Source organism: Mesorhizobium sp. M9A.F.Ca.ET.002.03.1.2 (genome assembly GCF_003952365.1).
Taxonomy (GTDB): Bacteria; Pseudomonadota; Alphaproteobacteria; order Rhizobiales; family Rhizobiaceae; genus Mesorhizobium.
On the sequence record NZ_CP034443.1, the window covers coordinates 5,023,158 to 5,041,320 of the forward strand.

Sequence of the window (18,163 nt, forward strand, 5' to 3'; positions counted from 1 at the left end):
AAGAAAAAGCCGCCGGGTTGCCCCGACGGCTTCGTTGCCTGAGATCTGTACCGCCGCGCCTACTGCGCGGCGGAAACCATGTCGGTCAGCATCGGTTCGGCGACCTCGACGCCCGACGCCTTGCGGCGCTCGTCGATGATCAGCTCGTCGCGCGAAGTGGCGATGCGCCGGATCTGGCTCATCGTGCCGCCGGTGCCGGCCGGGATCAGTCGGCCGACGATGACGTTTTCCTTCAGCCCCTGCAGCATGTCGGTCTTGCCGGCAACAGCCGCTTCGGTCAGCACCCTTGTCGTCTCCTGGAAGGAGGCGGCCGAGATGAAGGACGGCGTCTGCAGCGAGGCCTTGGTGATGCCCAAGAGCACCGGCTGGCCTTCGGCCGGCTTCTTGCCGTCCTCGACCAGGCGCTCGTTGACCTCTTCCAGCTCGATCATGTCGACGTGATCGCCCGGAATGTAGGTCGAGTCGCCCTGCGCGGTGATCTCGACCTTCTGCAGCATCTGGCGAACGATCACCTCGATGTGCTTGTCGTTGATCGACACGCCCTGCAGGCGGTAGACCTCCTGGATCTCGTTGACGAGGTATGAGGCAAGTGCCTCCACGCCCTTGATCGCCAGGATGTCGTGCGGCGCCGGATTGCCGTCGAGGATGTAGTCGCCCTTCTCGATGACGTCGCCGTCCTGGAGATGGAACGGCTTGCCCTTCGGGATCAGGTATTCGACCGGCTCAAGCGTCGAGTCATGCGGCTCGATGATAATGCGGCGCTTGTTCTTGTAGTCGCGGCCAAAGCGGATCGTGCCGTCGATCTCGGCGATGATGGCGTGATCCTTCGGACGGCGTGCCTCGAACAGCTCGGCAACACGCGGCAGACCGCCGGTGATGTCCTTGGTCTTGGCGCTTTCCAGGGGGATACGCGCCAGCACGTCGCCGGGCTTCACATGCGCACCCGGCTCGACCGATAGAATGGCCTCGACCGAGAGCAGGAAGCGGGCGTCGCCGCCCTTCGACAGCTTGCCGACCTTGCCCTTGGCGTCCTGGACGATCATCGCCGGCTTGAGGTCGTTGCCGCGTGGGGTCGAACGCCAGTCGATGACCTCGCGCTTGGTGATGCCGGTCGATTCGTCGGCCGTTTCCTGAACGGAAATGCCGTCGACCAGATCCTCGAACTGCACCCTACCCTCGATTTCGGTGAGGATCGGGCGGGTATAAGGATCCCACTCGGCGATGCGCTGGCCGCGCTTCACCTTGTCGCCATCGTCCACGAAGATGCGCGAACCATAGGTGACACGGTGCGTGGCGCGCTCCTTGCCGGCCTCGTCGAGGATCAGCACCGCCATGTTGCGGCCCATGACCATCTGCTGGCCGTCGGAGTTGCGCACCACGTTGCGGTTGCGGATCTCGACCTTGCCCTCATAGGAGGCTTCAAGGAACGAACTATCCACCACCTGCGCCGTACCGCCCATGTGGAAAGTACGCATGGTGAGCTGGGTGCCCGGCTCGCCGATCGACTGCGCCGCGATGACGCCGACAGCCTCGCCCTGGTTGACCGGCGTGCCGCGGGCCAGATCGCGCCCGTAGCAGACCGCGCAGACACCGACCCTGACGTCGCAGGTCAGCGCCGAGCGGATGCGGACCGACTGGACGCCGGCCTTTTCGATCTGCTCCACGTCGCGTTCGTCCATCAGCGTTCCGGCCTTGACCAGAACCTCGCCCGACACCGGATGGGTGATGTCGTCGAGCGCGGTGCGGCCGAGGACGCGCTGGCCGACGGAAGCGACCACCTGGCCGGCATCGACGATCGGCTGCATGGTAAGGCCCTTGTCGGTGCCGCAGTCGACGGAGTTGACGATGCAGTCCTGCGCCACGTCGACCAGACGACGGGTGAGGTAGCCCGAGTTCGCCGTCTTCAAGGCGGTGTCCGCCAGGCCCTTGCGGGCGCCGTGGGTCGAGTTGAAGTACTCGAGCACGGTCAGGCCTTCCTTGAAGTTCGAGATGATCGGCGTCTCGATGATCTCACCGCTAGGCTTGGCCATCAGGCCGCGCATGCCGGCAAGCTGGCGCATCTGGGTGGGCGAGCCGCGCGCACCGGAGTGCGACATCATGTAGATCGAGTTCATCGGCTTTTGACGGCCATTGTCCTCGAACTCGACCGCCTTGATGCGGGCCATCATCTCGTCGGCGACCTTTTCCGAGCACTTGGCCCAGGCGTCGACGACCTTGTTGTACTTCTCGCCCTGCGTGATCAGGCCGTCATTGTACTGCTGCTCGTATTCCTTGGCCAAAGCCTCGGTGTCGGAGACCAGCTTGATCTTGGCATCCGGGATCAGCATGTCGTCCTTGCCGAACGAGATGCCGGCGCGGCAGGCGTGGCTGAAGCCGAGGGCCATGATGCGGTCGCAGAAGATGACCGTCTCCTTCTGACCGCAATGGCGGTAGACGGTGTCGATCATCTTGGAGATGTTCTTCTTGGTCATCTCCTGGTTGGCGGTCTCGTAAGGCACGTTGACGTTCTTCGGCAGAAGCTCGCCGATGATCATGCGGCCGGGCGTGGTGTCGTAGATCTTCGACACGACGTTGCCTTCGGCGTCGACCGAGCGGAAGCGGCCCTTGATCTTGGCGTGCAGCGTCACCGCCTTGGTCTCGAGCGCGTGCTGGAGTTCACCCATGTCGGCAAACACCATGCCCTCACCCGGCTCGTTCTGGTTGACGATCGAGAGATAGTAGAGGCCGAGAACCATGTCCTGCGAGGGCACGATGATCGGCGCGCCGGAAGCCGGGTGCAGGATGTTGTTGGTCGACATCATCAGCACGCGGGCTTCAAGCTGTGCTTCCAGCGACAGCGGCACATGAACCGCCATCTGGTCGCCGTCGAAGTCGGCGTTGAAGGCCGTGCAGACCAGCGGATGAAGCTGGATCGCCTTGCCTTCGATCAGGATCGGCTCGAACGCCTGGATGCCGAGGCGGTGCAGCGTCGGCGCACGGTTCAACAGCACCGGATGCTCGCGGATGACCTCGTCGAGGATATCCCAGACCTCCGGACGCTCCTTCTCGACCAGCTTCTTCGCCTGCTTGACGGTCGAGGAATAACCCTTGGCGTCAAGACGGGCGTAGATGAAGGGCTTAAACAGTTCGAGCGCCATCTTCTTCGGCAGGCCGCACTGGTGCAGCTTGAGCTCCGGGCCGGTCACGATGACCGAGCGGCCGGAATAGTCGACGCGCTTGCCGAGCAGGTTCTGGCGGAACCTGCCCTGCTTGCCCTTGAGCATGTCGGACAGCGACTTCAGCGGACGCTTGTTGGCGCCGGTGATGACGCGGCCGCGGCGGCCGTTGTCGAACAGCGCGTCGACGGCTTCCTGCAGCATGCGCTTTTCATTGCGCACGATGATGCCGGGCGCACGCAGCTCGATCAGCCGCTTCAGGCGGTTATTGCGGTTGATGACGCGGCGATAGAGATCGTTGAGGTCGGATGTGGCGAAGCGCCCGCCATCAAGAGGAACCAGCGGGCGCAGGTCCGGCGGGATCACCGGAACCACCTTCATGATCATCCATTCGGGACGGTTGCCGGATTCCATGAAGTTCTCGACGACCTTGAGCCGCTTCAGGTACTTCTTCTGCTTGAGCTCGGACGTGGTCGAAGCCAGCTCCGAACGCAGGTCACCGGCGATCTTTTCGAGGTCCATGCCGGCCAGGAGATCGTGGATGGCCTCGGCGCCGATCATGGCGGTGAAACTATCCTCGCCATATTCGTCGACGGCGATCATGTACTCTTCCTCACTGAGAAGCTGGTGCTCCTTCAGCGCGGTGAGGCCAGGCTCGGTGACGATATAGTTCTCGAAGTAGAGAACGCGCTCGATGTCCTTCAGCGTCATGTCGAGCAACGTGCCGATACGCGACGGCAGCGACTTCAGGAACCAGATATGGGCAACGGGCGCAGCCAGCTCGATATGACCCATGCGCTCGCGGCGGACACGCGACAGCGTGACTTCGACGCCGCACTTCTCGCAGATGACGCCCTTGTACTTCATGCGCTTGTACTTGCCGCACAGGCATTCGTAGTCCTTGATCGGACCGAAAATGCGCGCACAGAACAGGCCGTCGCGCTCAGGCTTGAAGGTGCGGTAGTTGATGGTCTCCGGCTTCTTGATCTCGCCGAACGACCAGGACAGAATCTTCTCAGGGCTGGCGAGCGAGATCCGGATGGAATCGAACACCTGCGCAGGCGCCTGGGGGTTGAAGAGATTCATGACCTCTTGGTTCATGCCGTTCTCCTTTTCGGGGTCCTCGAAAACCCCTTGCATCTAGCGCGGGCCAAACGCCCGCCGACTTGGTCGGCCACCGGCCGAAGAAACTTTCTTGTTTGAGCATGACCTTGGCCGAAAACCGGTAGCCACTTTTCGGGATCATGCTCGGCATCCTCTCGCGGAAGAGCGCTCCCGCGAGAGGATGGCTTGCTTATTCGGCCGCGTCGGGCAGCCGGACAGGGGTGTCGTCGAGCTTGGTGTTCTCCAGCTCGACATTGAGGCCCAGAGACCGCATTTCCTTGACCAGAACGTTGAAGCTCTCGGGAATGCCGGCCTCGAACGTGTCGTCGCCTCTGACGATCGCCTCGTAGACCTTGGTGCGGCCGGCGACGTCATCCGACTTCACCGTCAGCATCTCCTGCAGCGTGTAGGCGGCGCCGTACGCTTCGAGCGCCCAGACCTCCATCTCGCCGAAGCGCTGGCCACCGAACTGCGCCTTGCCGCCCAGCGGCTGCTGGGTAACGAGCGAGTAAGGCCCGATCGAACGCGCGTGGATCTTGTCGTCCACAAGATGGTGAAGCTTGAGCATATATATGTAGCCCATCGTCACTTTGCGATCGAACGGCTCGCCGGTGCGCCCGTCATAGAGCTGCGACTGACCGCTGGTGTGCAGGCCCGCCTGCTCCAGCATGATGTTGATGTCGCCCTCATGCGCGCCGTCGAACACCGGTGTCGCGATGGCGACGCCGCGGCGCATCTGCTCGCTGAGGCGAACGACACTCTCGTCGTCATAGTCGCGGATCGGCTCGTTGCGGTCGTTGGCGGGCATGAAGCTCTCGAGCGTCTTGCGCAGCGGCTTGATGTCGCCGCCCGTCTTGTAGGCGTCGATCAGCTCGCCGATCTTCCTGCCCATTCCGGCGCAAGCCCAGCCCAGATGCGTCTCCAGGATCTGACCGACATTCATGCGGCTCGGCACACCCAGCGGGTTGAGCACGATATCGGCATGCGTGCCGTCCTCGAGGAACGGCATGTCCTCGACCGGAACGATCCGCGACACGACACCCTTGTTGCCGTGCCGGCCGGCCATCTTGTCGCCGGGCTGCATCTTGCGCTTCACGGCCACGAAGACCTTGACCATCTTCATGACGCCGGGAGGCATCTCATCGCCGCGCTGCACCTTCTCGACCTTGTCCATGAAGCGCTGTTCGAGCGCCTTCTTGGAATCGTCGTACTGGCCGCGCAGGGCTTCCAGTTCGCTCTGGAGCTTTTCGTTCTCCACCGCAAACTGCCACCACTGCGAACGCGGATACTCGTCGAGCATGTCCTTCGACAGCTTCGAGCCCTTCTTGAAGCCCTTCGGTCCGGCAATCGCTTCCTTGCCGACGAGAACGTCGGAAAGGCGCGAATAGACGTTGCGGTCGAGGATCGCCTGCTCGTCGTCGCGGTCCTTGGCGAGGCGTTCGATCTCCTCGCGCTCGATCGCCATGGCGCGCTCATCCTTCTCCACGCCATGGCGGTTGAAGACGCGCACTTCGACGACGGTGCCGAAGGTTCCGGGCGGCATGCGCATGGAGGTGTCACGCACGTCCGATGCCTTTTCGCCGAAGATGGCGCGCAGAAGCTTCTCTTCCGGCGTCATCGGGCTTTCACCCTTCGGCGTGATCTTGCCGACCAGGATGTCGCCCGGCTGCACTTCCGCACCGATATAGACGATGCCGGCCTCGTCGAGGTTCTTCAGCGCTTCTTCCGAGACGTTGGGAATGTCGCGCGTGATTTCCTCCGGCCCGAGCTTGGTGTCGCGCGCCATGACCTCGAACTCCTCGATGTGGATCGAGGTGAAGACGTCGTCGGCGACGATGCGCTCGGACAAGAGGATCGAGTCCTCGTAGTTGTAGCCATTCCACGGCATGAACGCGACCAGCACGTTGCGGCCGAGCGCCAGATCGCCGAGCTCGGTCGACGGGCCGTCGGCGATGATGTCGCCCTTGTTGACCCGGTCGCCCATGCGCACCAGCGGACGCTGGTTGATGCAGGTGTTCTGGTTCGAACGCTGGAACTTCATCAGCCGGTAGATATCGACGCCGGACTTGCCGGGATCGAGGTCTTCCGTGGCGCGGATGACGATACGCGTCGCGTCCACCTGGTCGACGATGCCGCCGCGGCGGGCGCCGATAGCAGCGCCCGAGTCACGGGCGACGACCGGCTCCATGCCGGTGCCGACGAACGGCGCTTCGGCGCGCACCAGCGGCACGGCCTGACGCTGCATGTTCGAGCCCATCAGCGCGCGGTTAGCGTCGTCGTTCTCGAGGAACGGGATAAGGGCCGCGGCCACCGACACCATCTGCTTCGGCGACACGTCCATCAGATCGACGTTTTCGCGCGGCGCCATCATCACTTCGCCGGCGTTGCGGCAAATGACGAATTCGTCGACGAACCCACCATTCTTGTCGAGCTCGGCATTGGCCTGCGCAACGTGGTGCTTGGCCTCTTCCATCGCGGAGAGGTAGACAACCTCATTGGTCAGCTTGCCGTTGACGATCTTGCGGTACGGGCTCTCGATGAAGCCGTACTTGTTGACGCGCGCGAAGGTGGCCAGCGAGTTGATCAGACCGATGTTCGGGCCTTCCGGCGTCTCGATCGGGCAGATGCGGCCGTAATGCGTCGGGTGCACGTCACGCACCTCGAAGCCGGCGCGCTCGCGGGTCAGACCACCGGGTCCAAGCGCCGAGAGGCGGCGCTTGTGGGTGATCTCCGACAGCGGGTTGGTCTGGTCCATGAACTGCGACAGCTGCGAGGAACCGAAGAACTCGCGCACTGCGGCAGCCGCCGGCTTGGCGTTGATCAGGTCCTGCGGCATCACCGTATCGATCTCGATCGAGGACATGCGTTCCTTGATCGCGCGCTCCATGCGCAGCAGGCCGACGCGGTACTGGTTCTCCATCAGCTCGCCGACCGAGCGCACGCGGCGATTGCCGAGATTGTCGATGTCGTCGATTTCGCCCTTGCCGTCGCGCAGTTCGACCAGCGTCTTGACCACGGCCAGGATGTCGTCCTTGCGCAGCACGCGCACGGTATCCTCGGCCTTGAGCTCGAGGCGCATGTTCATCTTGACGCGGCCGACGGCCGACAGGTCATAGCGCTCGCTGTCGAAGAATAGCGAGTTGAACATGGCTTCGGCGGTCTCAAGCGTCGGCGGCTCACCGGGGCGCATGACGCGGTAGATGTCGAACAGCGCGTCCTGGCGGCTCTCGTTCTTGTCGACGCTGAGCGTGTTGCGGATGTAGGCGCCGACATTGACGTGGTCGATGTCGAGAACCTTGATCTCGTCATCGCCGGCGCTGAGAAGCACCTTCAGCGTCTTCTCGTCGATCTCGTCGCCGGCTTCGAGGAAGATCTCGCCGGTCGCATAGTTGACGATGTCCTCGGCAAGATAGTTGCCGAGCAGATCCTCGTCGGTCGCCTTGATCGCCTTGAGACCCTTTTCGCCGAGCTGACGGGCCTGGCGTGCGGTGATCTTCTTGCCGGCCTCGACGACGACTTCGCCGGTATCGGCGTCCACCAGGTCGCCAACGGCCTTGAGGCCGCGGAAACGCTCGACGTTGAACGGGATGCGCCAATGGTCGCCGGCGCGCTTGTAGGTGATCTTGTTGTAGAAGGTCGACAGTATCTCCTCGCCGTCCATTCCGAGCGCCATCAACAGCGACGTCACCGGAATCTTGCGGCGGCGGTCGATGCGGGCATGCACGACGTCCTTCGAGTCGAACTCGATGTCGAGCCACGAGCCGCGATAGGGGATGACGCGCGCGGCAAACAGCAGCTTGCCCGACGAGTGCGACTTGCCCTTGTCATGATCGAAGAAGACGCCCGGCGAACGGTGCATCTGCGAGACGATGACGCGCTCGGTGCCGTTGACGATGAAGGTGCCGTTCAAGGTCATGAGCGGCATGTCGCCCATGTAGACGTCCTGCTCCTTGATGTCCTTGATCGACTTGGCGCCGGTATCCTCGTCGATATCGAACACGATGAGGCGCAGCGTCACCTTCAGTGGCGCGGCATAGGTCAGGTCGCGCTGACGGCATTCGTCAACGTCGAATTTCGGTCCTTCGAACTCGTACTTCACAAATTCCAGCATCGAGGAGCCGGAAAAGTCGGAGATCGGGAAGACCGACTTGAAAACCGCCTGCAGTCCCTCATCAGGACGCCCGCCCTTGGGCTCTTCCACCATCAGGAACTGGTCATAGGATGCCTTCTGAACCTCGATCAGGTTCGGCATCTCCGCAACTTCCGGGATCTTTCCGAAGAACTTGCGTACGCGTCTGCGGCCATTGAAAGTCTGTGTCTGGGCCATCGTCGCTCCTTAGCTCGATTCTCGGGGCGAGCCTCGCCGCGGCTCGCCTTGCATTCTCGGCCACCTGGGCGGCCTTCTATTTGTTCACCCGCCATCTGTCGGTGGCCGGCCAAAACGGGAGAAAACCCGTTTCCTGAAGGCCGGTTCACGGCCCTCGGGAAAGAGGTTTTCGTACTTCGCGTTACGCAGCCTCCCTTCGCGCCGAGGGAGTGGCGGACGGCGCGAAGCCGCCCGCCGATATCAAACGCTTACTTCAGTTCGACCTTGGCGCCGGCTGCTTCCAGCTGGGCCTTGAACTTGTCCGCGTCGGCCTTGGAAACGGCTTCCTTGACCGGCTTCGGAGCCGCCTCGACCAGGTCCTTGGCTTCCTTGAGGCCAAGGCCGGTGATGGCGCGAACTTCCTTGATGACGTTGATCTTCTGGGCGCCCGCCTCGGTGAGGACGACGTCGAATTCCGTCTTTTCCTCGACCGGAGCAGCAGCGGCCGCAGCACCGCCAGCGGCGGCAACCGCCACCGGAGCAGCAGCGGAAACGCCCCACTTTTCTTCCAGAAGCTTCGACAGCTCGGCCGCCTCGAGGACGGTCAGCTTCGAAAGGTCGTCTACGATCTTTGCCAGATCAGCCATTGCAATATTCCTTCATAAGGTTCGAACGTGTGTTTGTGATAGCGAGGAACGGCCTCATGCCGCCTCGTCCTTCCGGGCGTAAGCGCCGATAACGCGCGCGACCGAAGCCGCAGGCGCATTGACGATCTGGGCGATCCGGGTTGCCGGCGTGGCGATCATGCCAACCAGCCTGCCGCGCAGCTCATCGAGCGACGGAAGTGCGGCGAGTGCCTTCACACCGTCGGCGTTGAGCGAGGTGGTGCCCATTGCGCCGCCGAGAATGACCAGCTTGTCATTTCCCTTGGCGAAATCGGACGCGACCTTCGGCGCCGTAACCGGATCCTCCGAATAAGCGATCAGCGTCTGTCCCTTGAACAGGTCGATGATCGATGCGGAGTCCGTGCCCTGAAGAGCGATTTTGGCGAGACGGTTCTTCGCGACTTTGACGGTGCCACCGGCGACGCGCATTTTCGACCTAAGGTCGTTCATTTGCGCGACGGTGATACCGGCGTAGTGGGCCACGACGACTGAACCAGCGCTTGAGAACGCATCATTCAGGCCCGTGACGAGTTCGCGTTTTTCCGCTCTGTCCACTGCCTATCTCCAGTTGACCCCTGCCCCATCACGGGGACAGGCGTCGGGTTGCCTTTTGCCGGCCGGGCCATCCAGTAACGGATCTCCCGAACGACGCTCGAGGATCCTGCCCCCTTTCGCCACACCAGCCGGCAAGCCGAATGGTGCGCAGACAAAAGGCAAACACGGTTCGAACCTTTCATTGGAGCAGTCGCTCCGTTGTCCGGTCTTCACCCGTCTCATGCAGGCCCACATGAATTAAGGCCCCTTTTGAATTAAGGCCGCCTGCAATCTCGGACAGGATGTCCGGAAGCCTTCCGACTTCCGGTACCGGGCCGCCAAGATAAATCGGAGGCCCGGAATTCTGTTTGCGGATCGGCCCTTTAGCGGCCAATCCAAATCGTTCGTATCAGGACGCTGCCAGCGTCGAGACGTCGAGCTTGAGGCCCGGGCCCATCGTCGAGGTGACCGACACCTTCTTGACGTAGTTGCCCTTGGCGCCAGCCGGTTTCGCCTTGTTCACCGCATCAGCGAAGGCGCGGACGTTCTCTTCCAGCGCCTTGACGTCGAACGAAATCTTGCCGACGCCGCCATGAACGATGCCGGCCTTCTCGACGCGAAACTCGACGGCGCCGCCCTTCGACGCCTTGACGGCGGCGGCAACGTCGGTGGTGACGGTGCCGACTTTCGGGTTCGGCATCATGCCGCGCGGGCCGAGCACCTTGCCCAGACGGCCGACCAGCGGCATCATGTCCGGCGTGGCGATGCAGCGATCGAAGTCGATCGTGCCCTTCTGGACGATTTCGACCAGATCCTCGGCGCCAACGATATCGGCGCCGGCCGCCTTGGCTTCGTCGGCCTTGTCGCCACGCGCGAAAACGGCGACGCGGACGGTACGGCCGGTGCCGTTCGGCAGATTGACCACGCCACGGACCATCTGGTCGGCATGGCGCGGGTCGACACCCAGGTTCATCGCGACTTCAACGGTCTCGTCGAACTTCACCGAGGACCGATCCTTGAGCAGCTTCAGCGCATCACCCAAGGCATAGGCCTTGTTGGGATCGATGCCTTCGCGGGTCTTCGATACACGCTTTGCAATCTTTGCCATGATCTCAGCCCACCACTTCCAGACCCATCGAGCGGGCGGAGCCCTCGACCATGCGCATGGCCCCCTCGATATCGTTTGCGTTCAGATCCTTCATCTTCTGCTCGGCGATGGCGCGCACCTTGTCGCGGCCGATCGTGCCGGCCCTGACCTTGCCCGGCTCCTTCGAGCCCGACTTCAGGTTCGCGGCCTTCTTCAGGAAGTAGCTCACCGGCGGCGTCTTCATGACGAAGGTGAACGACTTGTCCTGGTAGTAGGTGATCACGACCGGGATCGGGGACCCCTTTTCCATTTCCTGGGTCTGCGCGTTGAACGCCTTGCAGAACTCCATGATGTTGATGCCGCGCTGACCAAGCGCCGGTCCGATCGGGGGCGACGGCGTAGCCGAGCCCGCGGAAACCTGGAGCTTGAGCTGGCCTGCAATTTTCTTAGCCATCTCTTCCTGCCTTTATCTCATGCCGGCCCCACTATCGGGGAAACACCGGCGGTTGCAGTCTGGTGGTGCGGTTCCCGCGGCCGGCTAAAGCCGCATTCGCCTCCCACCGTTTTGGCCGCGCGATTTCCACGCCGCCTCCCCTCACCGCCGAATGGGCGACAAGGATTCCGGATCAGCCCTTTTCGACCTGTCCGAATTCAAGATCGACCGGCACGGCGCGCCCGAAGATCGAAACTTCCACCTTGAGCCGCGCCCGCTCCTCGTCCACTTCCTGGACGAAGCCGTTGAACGACGCGAACGGACCGTCCGAGACGCGGATCGCCTCGCCGATCTCGAAAGTGACCGACGGCTTCGGCCGCTCGACGCCTTCCTGCACCTGGTTCAGGATACGCTGGGCCTCGGCCTCGGTGATCGGCACCGGCTTCGAGTCACCCAGGAAGCCGGTGACCTTCGGCGTATTCTTCACGAGCGAGAACACCGCGTCGGTCAGGTTGGCTTTCAGGAGCACGTAACCCGGGAAGAACTTGCGCTCGGCATCGACCTTGCGGCCGCGGCGTATCTCGACGACCTTCTCGGTCGGCACCACGATCTGCTCGATTTCAGCGGACAGGCCTTTCTGCTTGGCCTTGTGCTCAATATCCTCGGCGACCTTTTTTTCAAAGTTCGAATAGGCGTGGACGATGTACCACCGCGCAGTCATATCAAGACTTCTCCGTAATCGCCGGACTTAGCGTCCAATGCCCAGAATCTGCTCGACCCCAAGGCCCATGAGCTGATCGGCGGTAAAGAAAAAGATCATCGCGATCACAGCGAACGCCAGGACCATCACCGTCGAGATCATCGTTTCGCGCCGGGAGGGCCAAGTCACCTTGGCGGTCTCCGAGCGAACCTGCTGGAGAAAGACGAAAGGATTTGTGGTTTTCGAAGCCATGTGCCGCTCTGTCTTCAAGACCCGTTGACCGGATCTCCTGGATGATCCCGCTGGCCGGGACGTGCCGCCTGAGCCTTTGGCCGCGCCGAATCAGCGCAATCATTTCGCCCATGCAAATCGGACGCGTAAAGCCGGCTTCCCAGCTCCACGCGTCGCGTGTCTGTTTCCTCTACATAAAACCGATTCTTGATCCACGCAAGTGGCAAGTGTCCGCTTTATGACCAAACGCCGCCTCGGAACCATCCAGTCGTCCCGTCCCGGCTATGGAGGCCTTATGCCTCAACTCAGCCTATATGGCAAGTCACCAGCCGATTTCAAAGGCCGGCGCGTGGGGAACCAGGCTTTTTCGAGAAAATTGCCATTTCGAAAAAATGGCACGGGCAGCAGGGCTCGAACCTACGACCTGCGGTTTTGGAGACCGCCGCTCTACCAACTGAGCTATGCCCGTACGCGCGTTTCGGCGCAGGCGCTTCCTAAAAGCTTCCGGGCGCGCTGTAAAGAGTGGCGTGCCGCGCTTTCACATCCTTTGCCAGAAATCCGGATAGGTGGTGACCAGCCCTTGCTCATCAACCTCGATTTCCCGGCGAAAGCCGCTGACAAGCGACTCGTATAGATAGCGCCTTCCCTCTTCGAGGCATGTATAGCGCTGGGGACTTTTGACGATGCTGAGCTCTGGAAGCTCGATGAAGGCGGCGGCGATCTCTACGCTTTCACCGCGCTTGAGATGTAGCCGCCGGATCGGCAGCGTGTTGGTAAACGGCGTAACGTTGAGATCGGGATCGAGCGCTCCCGCCAGCTCGGCGGCCGGCACGCCGTCCCTCGACCAGTTGCCCAAGCCGTCCGCGGCAAGCATGACCGTAGCGCCGCCGACGAGATTGACCTCGACCTCCCTCGTGCGCCAGTCAGGGCCGCAGGCAATGCGGTAGTGCACGGCGAAGGGCTCGGTATCGGCCGAGATGACCACGGCATCGGCTAGTATGCCGTCCGCACCTTGCCTCAGAACGAGATGTTCGATGCCGGGCCCTTCCCATTGCTGCCAGCGAATGATGCTGCTCCCTTCCAACATGGTCACGACTTCCCGGCCGGTGGCCTGTACGGCCCGCCGGGCACGCCCCACCCCCAGGCCGGCATCGGTTCCGTCTCCGGGTCGCAGGTCTCGCCGAGGCTGGAATTCATCTTGGCCAGCCGCGATCCCCATTCGACATAGGCAGTGAAAGCCGAACGGAATTCCGGATCGTCCGGCAGCCCGGTCTCATCGGCGGCATCGACGAGAAGGTTGATCCAGCGACGGCGCTGTTCCTCGGTCAGATGCTTGCCGAGATGATGCATCACCATCTCGCGGTGGCCGCCGTGGCTTTCACTGTAGGTCTTCGGCCCGCCAAAGACCTCACCGATGAAGGCCGCGACATGGGCAGGATGATCCGGCGACATGTTTTTGAACACCGGGCCGACGACCGGGTCCAACGCCACTTTGTCGTAAAAAGTCTGCGTAAGGCGGTTCAGCGCCTCGGTGCCGCCGGCCCATTCGAACAATGTCGGAATATCCTGGTTCATCGCGATCCCCGGCTGGCTGGACTGTCAATTGCCTCGGACGATAGCGGAACTATCGAACATTGCTCAACCTGCCTCGATGGCCAGTTTGGGCCGGCTGCGGTGCCTGCACCTTACAGCTTGACGGGCGCGTCGGTTTGAGCTTCTGACGTCGACATCACGCGGCAATTCTCCGGCATCGGCTCCGATTTGCAGATGGTCGGACCGGTAAATTCATCGACCGATTCAAGCCCGGTCGTCAGCCCGACTTTCAGCATCATGGCGGGCTCGAGCTGCCGATGGCGCGCGCCCGGCACCGACCGCATCGCCGCCAGCAGACCGGGTCCGATCGCCATGTCCCTGAGATAGGATTTGACCTGTTGCTCCAGCCCCATCGAATGCACGGTCACCTGCGCACGAGGACCGACAAGGCGCCTGACGCCGCCGGCGAGCATGATCGGACAGGCTGCGCCACACTCGCCGCTCGCATCGATCGTGAGCCCGACATAGACGCCTTCTTCGGCGGTGCAATCCGCCTTGTCCGGCTCGCATCCAATGAAGTCCGTCCGTGCAACGGCCACGTCGAGCTTGCGTTCTCTAATCAACCTTCCAGTGGCCAGAGCGCCGAGCACGTCACCTCCCGGCGAGTTGACCACCACGGGCAGGCGCCGATCGCCGATCGTGTCAAGCAACTGGCGCAGCCGCCCCGGCGTTTGAGCGCTGATGGTGCCTTCCGCGGAGATCCATTCGGGACAATTGGGATCGCAGAGGAAACTTCTGCCTCGAACCAGAACGAAGCGCATATCTGCGACGTCGCTCCGCCGCACGGCTTCGGGTTCGCCCGGCGCGGCGGGAGCGGGCCTGGCGTACGCCATCACGTCGCCGGCCGGCTTCGTGGCTTTATCCGCCGGCGGCGGTATCTCCCTGCAGTTCGCGGCCACCGGATCGGTTTTGCACAGGCTTGCCGCGGTCAGCAGGTCGACAGCATCCAGGCTGGTGACGAGCTTCGCCTGCAGCATGTCGTAAGGAGCCAGTTGCTGGATACTGCTGGCCGGCGTGTTCTTCATTGTCTCGAGCACGTCGCGGCCGACGCCCATTTCCTTCAGATAGGCCGCCAGTCTTTTCTCCGTCGCCTTGCTCATCTCGTAGGTCTTGTAGCTGCCGGCGTTCTTGCGGCTGACGATCTTCTTGCTGAGGACCTTCTTCTTGCCTCTCACCACGCGATACGTGGTCCGGTACTGCAATCTCGTCCGGATATAGGTCGTGGTGATCTGATGGACGCCGAGATAGGCCCATTGCCCGACCACACGCCTGATGCCGCCGGCAAACATCAGCGGGCAAGCGGAATTGCAGATGGCGCCGCCAGCATAGGGACTGCCGAAATAACGGGCGCCCTTGCCGTCGTTTTCCTTGCAGTTCTTCACGTCGGGCAGGCAGCCGACGAACTGGGTCTTGCCGACCGCGATGTCGAGCTTGTTCTTGCGGATCAGACGGCCCAGCGCCAGCGCCGCATCGACGTTGCCGCCGGGAGAATCCACGACAAGCGGCAGTTTTCGGCCGCCGAGAGCCTTGAGGGCGCGCTTGAAAAGGGCCGGCGTGCCGGCTTCTAGCGAGCCTTCAGCCGATATCCATTCCGGGCAGGTCGGTTCGCAACCGGGCGCGCTGCTGCGGACGATGACAAACCGCATCGTCGGGCCAAGATCCGGCGCGGATTTTTTTGCATTCGCCGCGAAGGCAACGTGTCCCATGACAAGGAACGACGCCAGGCCGATCAGCCCGAGCGACCACCATGTCTGGCCATTCAAACGGTGCCACGGAACCATTCGAGCAAGCCCCCGCTATGCAACTTTATACTAGTCGAGGTTTGGACGCTTGCAACAGAGTTTTGCGACGACGCCGCGGGCGCACGTCGGCTGCACCTAAAAATGCAAAAAGGGCAGCCCGAGGACTGCCCTTTTGTACTCGATCTAACCGGCAAATGCCGGTGTCGATTACTCTTTGATGGTGACGACGATGCCGGCACCGACGGTGCGGCCGCCTTCACGGATGGCGAAGCGCAGCTTCTCTTCCATGGCGATCGGCACGATCAGCTCGACATCGACCGTGATGTTGTCGCCAGGCATCACCATCTCGGTGCCTTCCGGCAGCGACACGATGCCGGTCACGTCGGTCGTGCGGAAATAGAACTGCGGACGGTAGTTGGTGAAGAACGGCGTGTGACGGCCACCCTCATCCTTGGTCAGGATGTAGGCTTCAGCCACGAACTTCTTGTGCGGCTTGACCGTGCCCGGCTTGGCCAGAACCTGGCCGCGCTCGACACCTTCGCGGTCGACACCGCGCAAGAGCGCGCCGATGTTGTCGCCGGCCTGGCCCTGGTCGAGCAGCTTGCGGAACATCTCGACGCCCGTGCAGGTCGTCTTGGTCGTCGGACGGATGCCGACGATCTCAAGCTCCTCGCCAACCTTGACCACGCCGCGCTCGACGCGACCGGTCACAACCGTGCCGCGGCCAGAGATCGAGAACACGTCCTCGATCGGCATCAGGAACGGCTTGTCCAGCGGACGAACCGGCGTCGGGATGTAGGCGTCGACCTGCGCCATCAGTTCGCGGATCGCGTCCTCGCCGATCGTCTTGTCCGAATCCTCCAAAGCCGCAAGCGCCGAACCCTTGACGATCGGAATGTCGTCGCCGGGGAACTCGTTCTTGGTCAAAAGCTCGCGCACCTCGAGCTCGACCAGCTCCAGAAGCTCGGCGTCGTCGACCTGGTCGACCTTGTTCAAAAACACCACGATCGACGGCACGCCGACCTGACGGGCCAAGAGGATGTGCTCGCGCGTCTGCGGCATCGGGCCGTCGGCCGCCGATACAACCAGGATCGCCCCGTCCATCTGCGCGGCACCGGTGATCATGTTCTTCACATAGTCGGCGTGCCCGGGGCAGTCGACATGCGCGTAGTGGCGGTTCTCCGTCTCGTATTCGACATGCGCCGTCGAAATCGTGATGCCGCGAGCCTTCTCCTCAGGCGCCGCATCAATCTGGTCGTAGCGCTTGTATTCGCCAAAATACTTCGTGATCGCCGCCGTCAGCGACGTCTTGCCATGATCAACGTGGCCAATCGTGCCGATGTTCACATGAGGCTTTGTACGCTCGAATTTACCTTTTGCCATAGTCTCTTTCCTTGGACGGCCGGGACCTTCAGTTCAGTCGAATGCGGGGCGATTAGCGACTACAGCCGAAAAACACAAGTGCCTTGTGGCCGAGCGCACGCTCACCCAGTCTGAACCCGTAATCCGGTTTTCGGGGATGTGGCGCGGATATAGGAACGCGTAGGAAGAAATGGAATGGGCGAAGATAGGTTCCGCTGAGATCGGCATTCAGCGGATGGATATCGCCCGCTTCCGCCTGTCTGCCTTGCCGGATTTACAGTCGGATCTGGCCCATTGCCGGTGTGGCGCCGCTCTGATCTCCTGACCGGATGCATTTCATCCCGATCGCCATCCGCGGCCCGCTGTTCATGATCCTCTCGACCGATGTCGTCAACGACACGATGAGAAGCTCGCGACGGTGGGATTGCCACCCTATGAGGTGCTGCTTCTGCGCGGGACGGCGGCAACGCTGTGGGGCATCCCGCTGCTGTTTTCGCTGGGCTACGCCAGGCAGATCCCGCTGATCCTCGACAGGAGAGTGTTACAGAGAAACCTGCTCGAGCTGGCGGCAATCCTTTGCTACGTGGTGGCGCTCGCCAATATGCAGATTGCCGATTCGACCGCCCTTGGGCAGATCACTCCCCTGCTCGTGCTGGTCGGCTCCTCCGTCATCTTCCGCGAGCGGATTGGCGGGCTGCGCATGGCGCTGATCGGGCTCGGCTTCATCGGAGCGGTGATGGTGGCGCAGCCGACCATGCAGGGAATCTCGATCTACGCCTTGCTGGCGCTCGGCAACGCGGCATTCGCCGCCGCGCGCGATCTGGCCGGGCGGCGGGTCGCCGCCAATGTGCCTGGAATGATCGTCGCAATTTCCGCGGTGGTGGTGGTACTGGTCGGCTCAGGCGTCGCACATCTGATGTCCGAGCGCTGGGTGATGCCCGAGACGCATCATTTGCTGCTGATGGCCGGGGCCGGATTGTTCCTGATCTTCGGCCACTTTTTTATCTTCATGGCCTATCGCGTCGGGCCGACCGGCGTCGTGGCGCCGTTCTACTACTGCTTCACCGTCTGGGCGGTCATTTCGGGTCTGGTGGTGTTCCAGGAATTCCCGAACGCGCTGGCGATCGGCGGCATCCTGCTGGTGGTCGCCAGCGGGCTGACCATCGTGTCGCTCGATGAGCGCAGGCGCCGGCTGACCGTGGTGGCCTAGACCTGGAAACTGCCCTAGGAACGGTCGGCTGATGGAGAAAC

Annotated in this window: 13 protein-coding genes and 1 tRNA gene; 1 reads left to right on the forward strand and 13 read right to left on the reverse strand. The window is 62.4% G+C overall.

Going from position 1 to position 18,163, the window contains the following annotated elements:
- Nucleotides 1-59: 59 nt before the first annotated feature.
- From rpoC to tuf, 13 genes are all read right to left on the reverse strand, one after another.
- Nucleotides 60-4,256 (reverse strand): DNA-directed RNA polymerase subunit beta', encoded by a 4,197-nt coding sequence (gene rpoC / locus EJ066_RS24330; RefSeq protein WP_126042449.1) that lies wholly within the window; start codon nucleotides 4,254-4,256, stop codon nucleotides 60-62.
- Between the two features lie 193 nt (nucleotides 4,257-4,449).
- Entirely contained in the window at nucleotides 4,450-8,586 is a 4,137-nt protein-coding gene (rpoB, locus tag EJ066_RS24335) for a DNA-directed RNA polymerase subunit beta (protein ID WP_126042451.1), read from the reverse strand.
- Between the two features lie 248 nt (nucleotides 8,587-8,834).
- Nucleotides 8,835-9,212, reverse strand: a complete 378-nt coding sequence (gene rplL / locus EJ066_RS24340; RefSeq protein WP_023680442.1) for a 50S ribosomal protein L7/L12 — start codon at nucleotides 9,210-9,212, stop codon at nucleotides 8,835-8,837.
- A gap of 54 nt (nucleotides 9,213-9,266) precedes the next feature.
- A complete protein-coding gene (gene rplJ, locus EJ066_RS24345; protein WP_126042453.1) occupies nucleotides 9,267-9,785 on the reverse strand; it encodes a 50S ribosomal protein L10 in 519 nt (172 codons plus the stop codon).
- A 388-nt stretch (nucleotides 9,786-10,173) separates the two neighbouring features.
- Nucleotides 10,174-10,872 carry a 50S ribosomal protein L1 gene (gene rplA / locus EJ066_RS24350; RefSeq protein WP_126042455.1) on the reverse strand — a complete coding sequence of 233 codons (699 nt, stop codon included), beginning with the start codon at nucleotides 10,870-10,872 and terminating at the stop codon, nucleotides 10,174-10,176.
- A 4-nt stretch (nucleotides 10,873-10,876) separates the two neighbouring features.
- Entirely contained in the window at nucleotides 10,877-11,305 is a 429-nt protein-coding gene (rplK, locus tag EJ066_RS24355; RefSeq protein WP_126042457.1) for a 50S ribosomal protein L11, read from the reverse strand.
- A gap of 172 nt (nucleotides 11,306-11,477) precedes the next feature.
- Complete coding sequence (gene nusG / locus EJ066_RS24360; RefSeq protein WP_126042459.1) at nucleotides 11,478-12,005, reverse strand: transcription termination/antitermination protein NusG; 528 nt, start codon at nucleotides 12,003-12,005, stop codon at nucleotides 11,478-11,480.
- A gap of 27 nt (nucleotides 12,006-12,032) precedes the next feature.
- Complete coding sequence (gene secE, locus EJ066_RS24365) at nucleotides 12,033-12,236, reverse strand: preprotein translocase subunit SecE (RefSeq protein ID WP_126042461.1); 204 nt, start codon at nucleotides 12,234-12,236, stop codon at nucleotides 12,033-12,035.
- 372 nt (nucleotides 12,237-12,608) lie between these two features.
- Nucleotides 12,609-12,684: transfer RNA gene (locus EJ066_RS24370), tRNA-Trp, on the reverse strand.
- 69 nt (nucleotides 12,685-12,753) lie between these two features.
- Nucleotides 12,754-13,302, reverse strand: a complete 549-nt coding sequence (locus tag EJ066_RS24375) for a putative glycolipid-binding domain-containing protein (RefSeq protein ID WP_126042463.1) — start codon at nucleotides 13,300-13,302, stop codon at nucleotides 12,754-12,756.
- Between the two features lie 2 nt (nucleotides 13,303-13,304).
- Nucleotides 13,305-13,790, reverse strand: coding sequence for a group II truncated hemoglobin (locus EJ066_RS24380; protein ID WP_126042465.1), 486 nt, complete (start codon nucleotides 13,788-13,790; stop codon nucleotides 13,305-13,307).
- 110 nt (nucleotides 13,791-13,900) lie between these two features.
- A complete protein-coding gene (locus EJ066_RS24385) occupies nucleotides 13,901-15,589 on the reverse strand; it encodes a hypothetical protein (RefSeq protein ID WP_126042467.1) in 1,689 nt (562 codons plus the stop codon).
- Between the two features lie 168 nt (nucleotides 15,590-15,757).
- Nucleotides 15,758-16,933, reverse strand: a complete 1,176-nt coding sequence (gene tuf / locus EJ066_RS24390; RefSeq protein WP_126042470.1) for an elongation factor Tu — start codon at nucleotides 16,931-16,933, stop codon at nucleotides 15,758-15,760.
- 397 nt (nucleotides 16,934-17,330) lie between these two features.
- Between tuf and EJ066_RS24395 the strand changes: the two genes are divergently transcribed.
- Nucleotides 17,331-18,122 (forward strand): DMT family transporter, encoded by a 792-nt coding sequence (locus EJ066_RS24395; RefSeq protein ID WP_245454970.1) that lies wholly within the window; start codon nucleotides 17,331-17,333, stop codon nucleotides 18,120-18,122.
- Nucleotides 18,123-18,163: the final 41 nt, after the last annotated feature.

Excerpts from the sequence above, each read along its gene's own strand:
- rpoC (WP_126042449.1), bottom strand. The coding sequence starts at position 4,256 with ATGAACCAAGAGGTCATGAATCTCTTCAACCCCCAGGCGCCTGCGCAG.
- rpoB (WP_126042451.1), bottom strand. The coding sequence starts at position 8,586 with ATGGCCCAGACACAGACTTTCAATGGCCGCAGACGCGTACGCAAGTTC.
- rplL (WP_023680442.1), bottom strand. The coding sequence starts at position 9,212 with ATGGCTGATCTGGCAAAGATCGTAGACGACCTTTCGAAGCTGACCGTC.
- rplA (WP_126042455.1), bottom strand. The coding sequence starts at position 10,872 with ATGGCAAAGATTGCAAAGCGTGTATCGAAGACCCGCGAAGGCATCGAT.
- rplK (WP_126042457.1), bottom strand. The coding sequence starts at position 11,305 with ATGGCTAAGAAAATTGCAGGCCAGCTCAAGCTCCAGGTTTCCGCGGGC.
- nusG (WP_126042459.1), bottom strand. The coding sequence starts at position 12,005 with ATGACTGCGCGGTGGTACATCGTCCACGCCTATTCGAACTTTGAAAAA.
- secE (WP_126042461.1), bottom strand. The coding sequence starts at position 12,236 with ATGGCTTCGAAAACCACAAATCCTTTCGTCTTTCTCCAGCAGGTTCGC.
- EJ066_RS24375 (WP_126042463.1), bottom strand. The coding sequence starts at position 13,302 with ATGTTGGAAGGGAGCAGCATCATTCGCTGGCAGCAATGGGAAGGGCCC.
- EJ066_RS24380 (WP_126042465.1), bottom strand. The coding sequence starts at position 13,790 with ATGAACCAGGATATTCCGACATTGTTCGAATGGGCCGGCGGCACCGAG.
- EJ066_RS24385 (WP_126042467.1), bottom strand. The coding sequence starts at position 15,589 with ATGGTTCCGTGGCACCGTTTGAATGGCCAGACATGGTGGTCGCTCGGG.
- tuf (WP_126042470.1), bottom strand. The coding sequence starts at position 16,933 with ATGGCAAAAGGTAAATTCGAGCGTACAAAGCCTCATGTGAACATCGGC.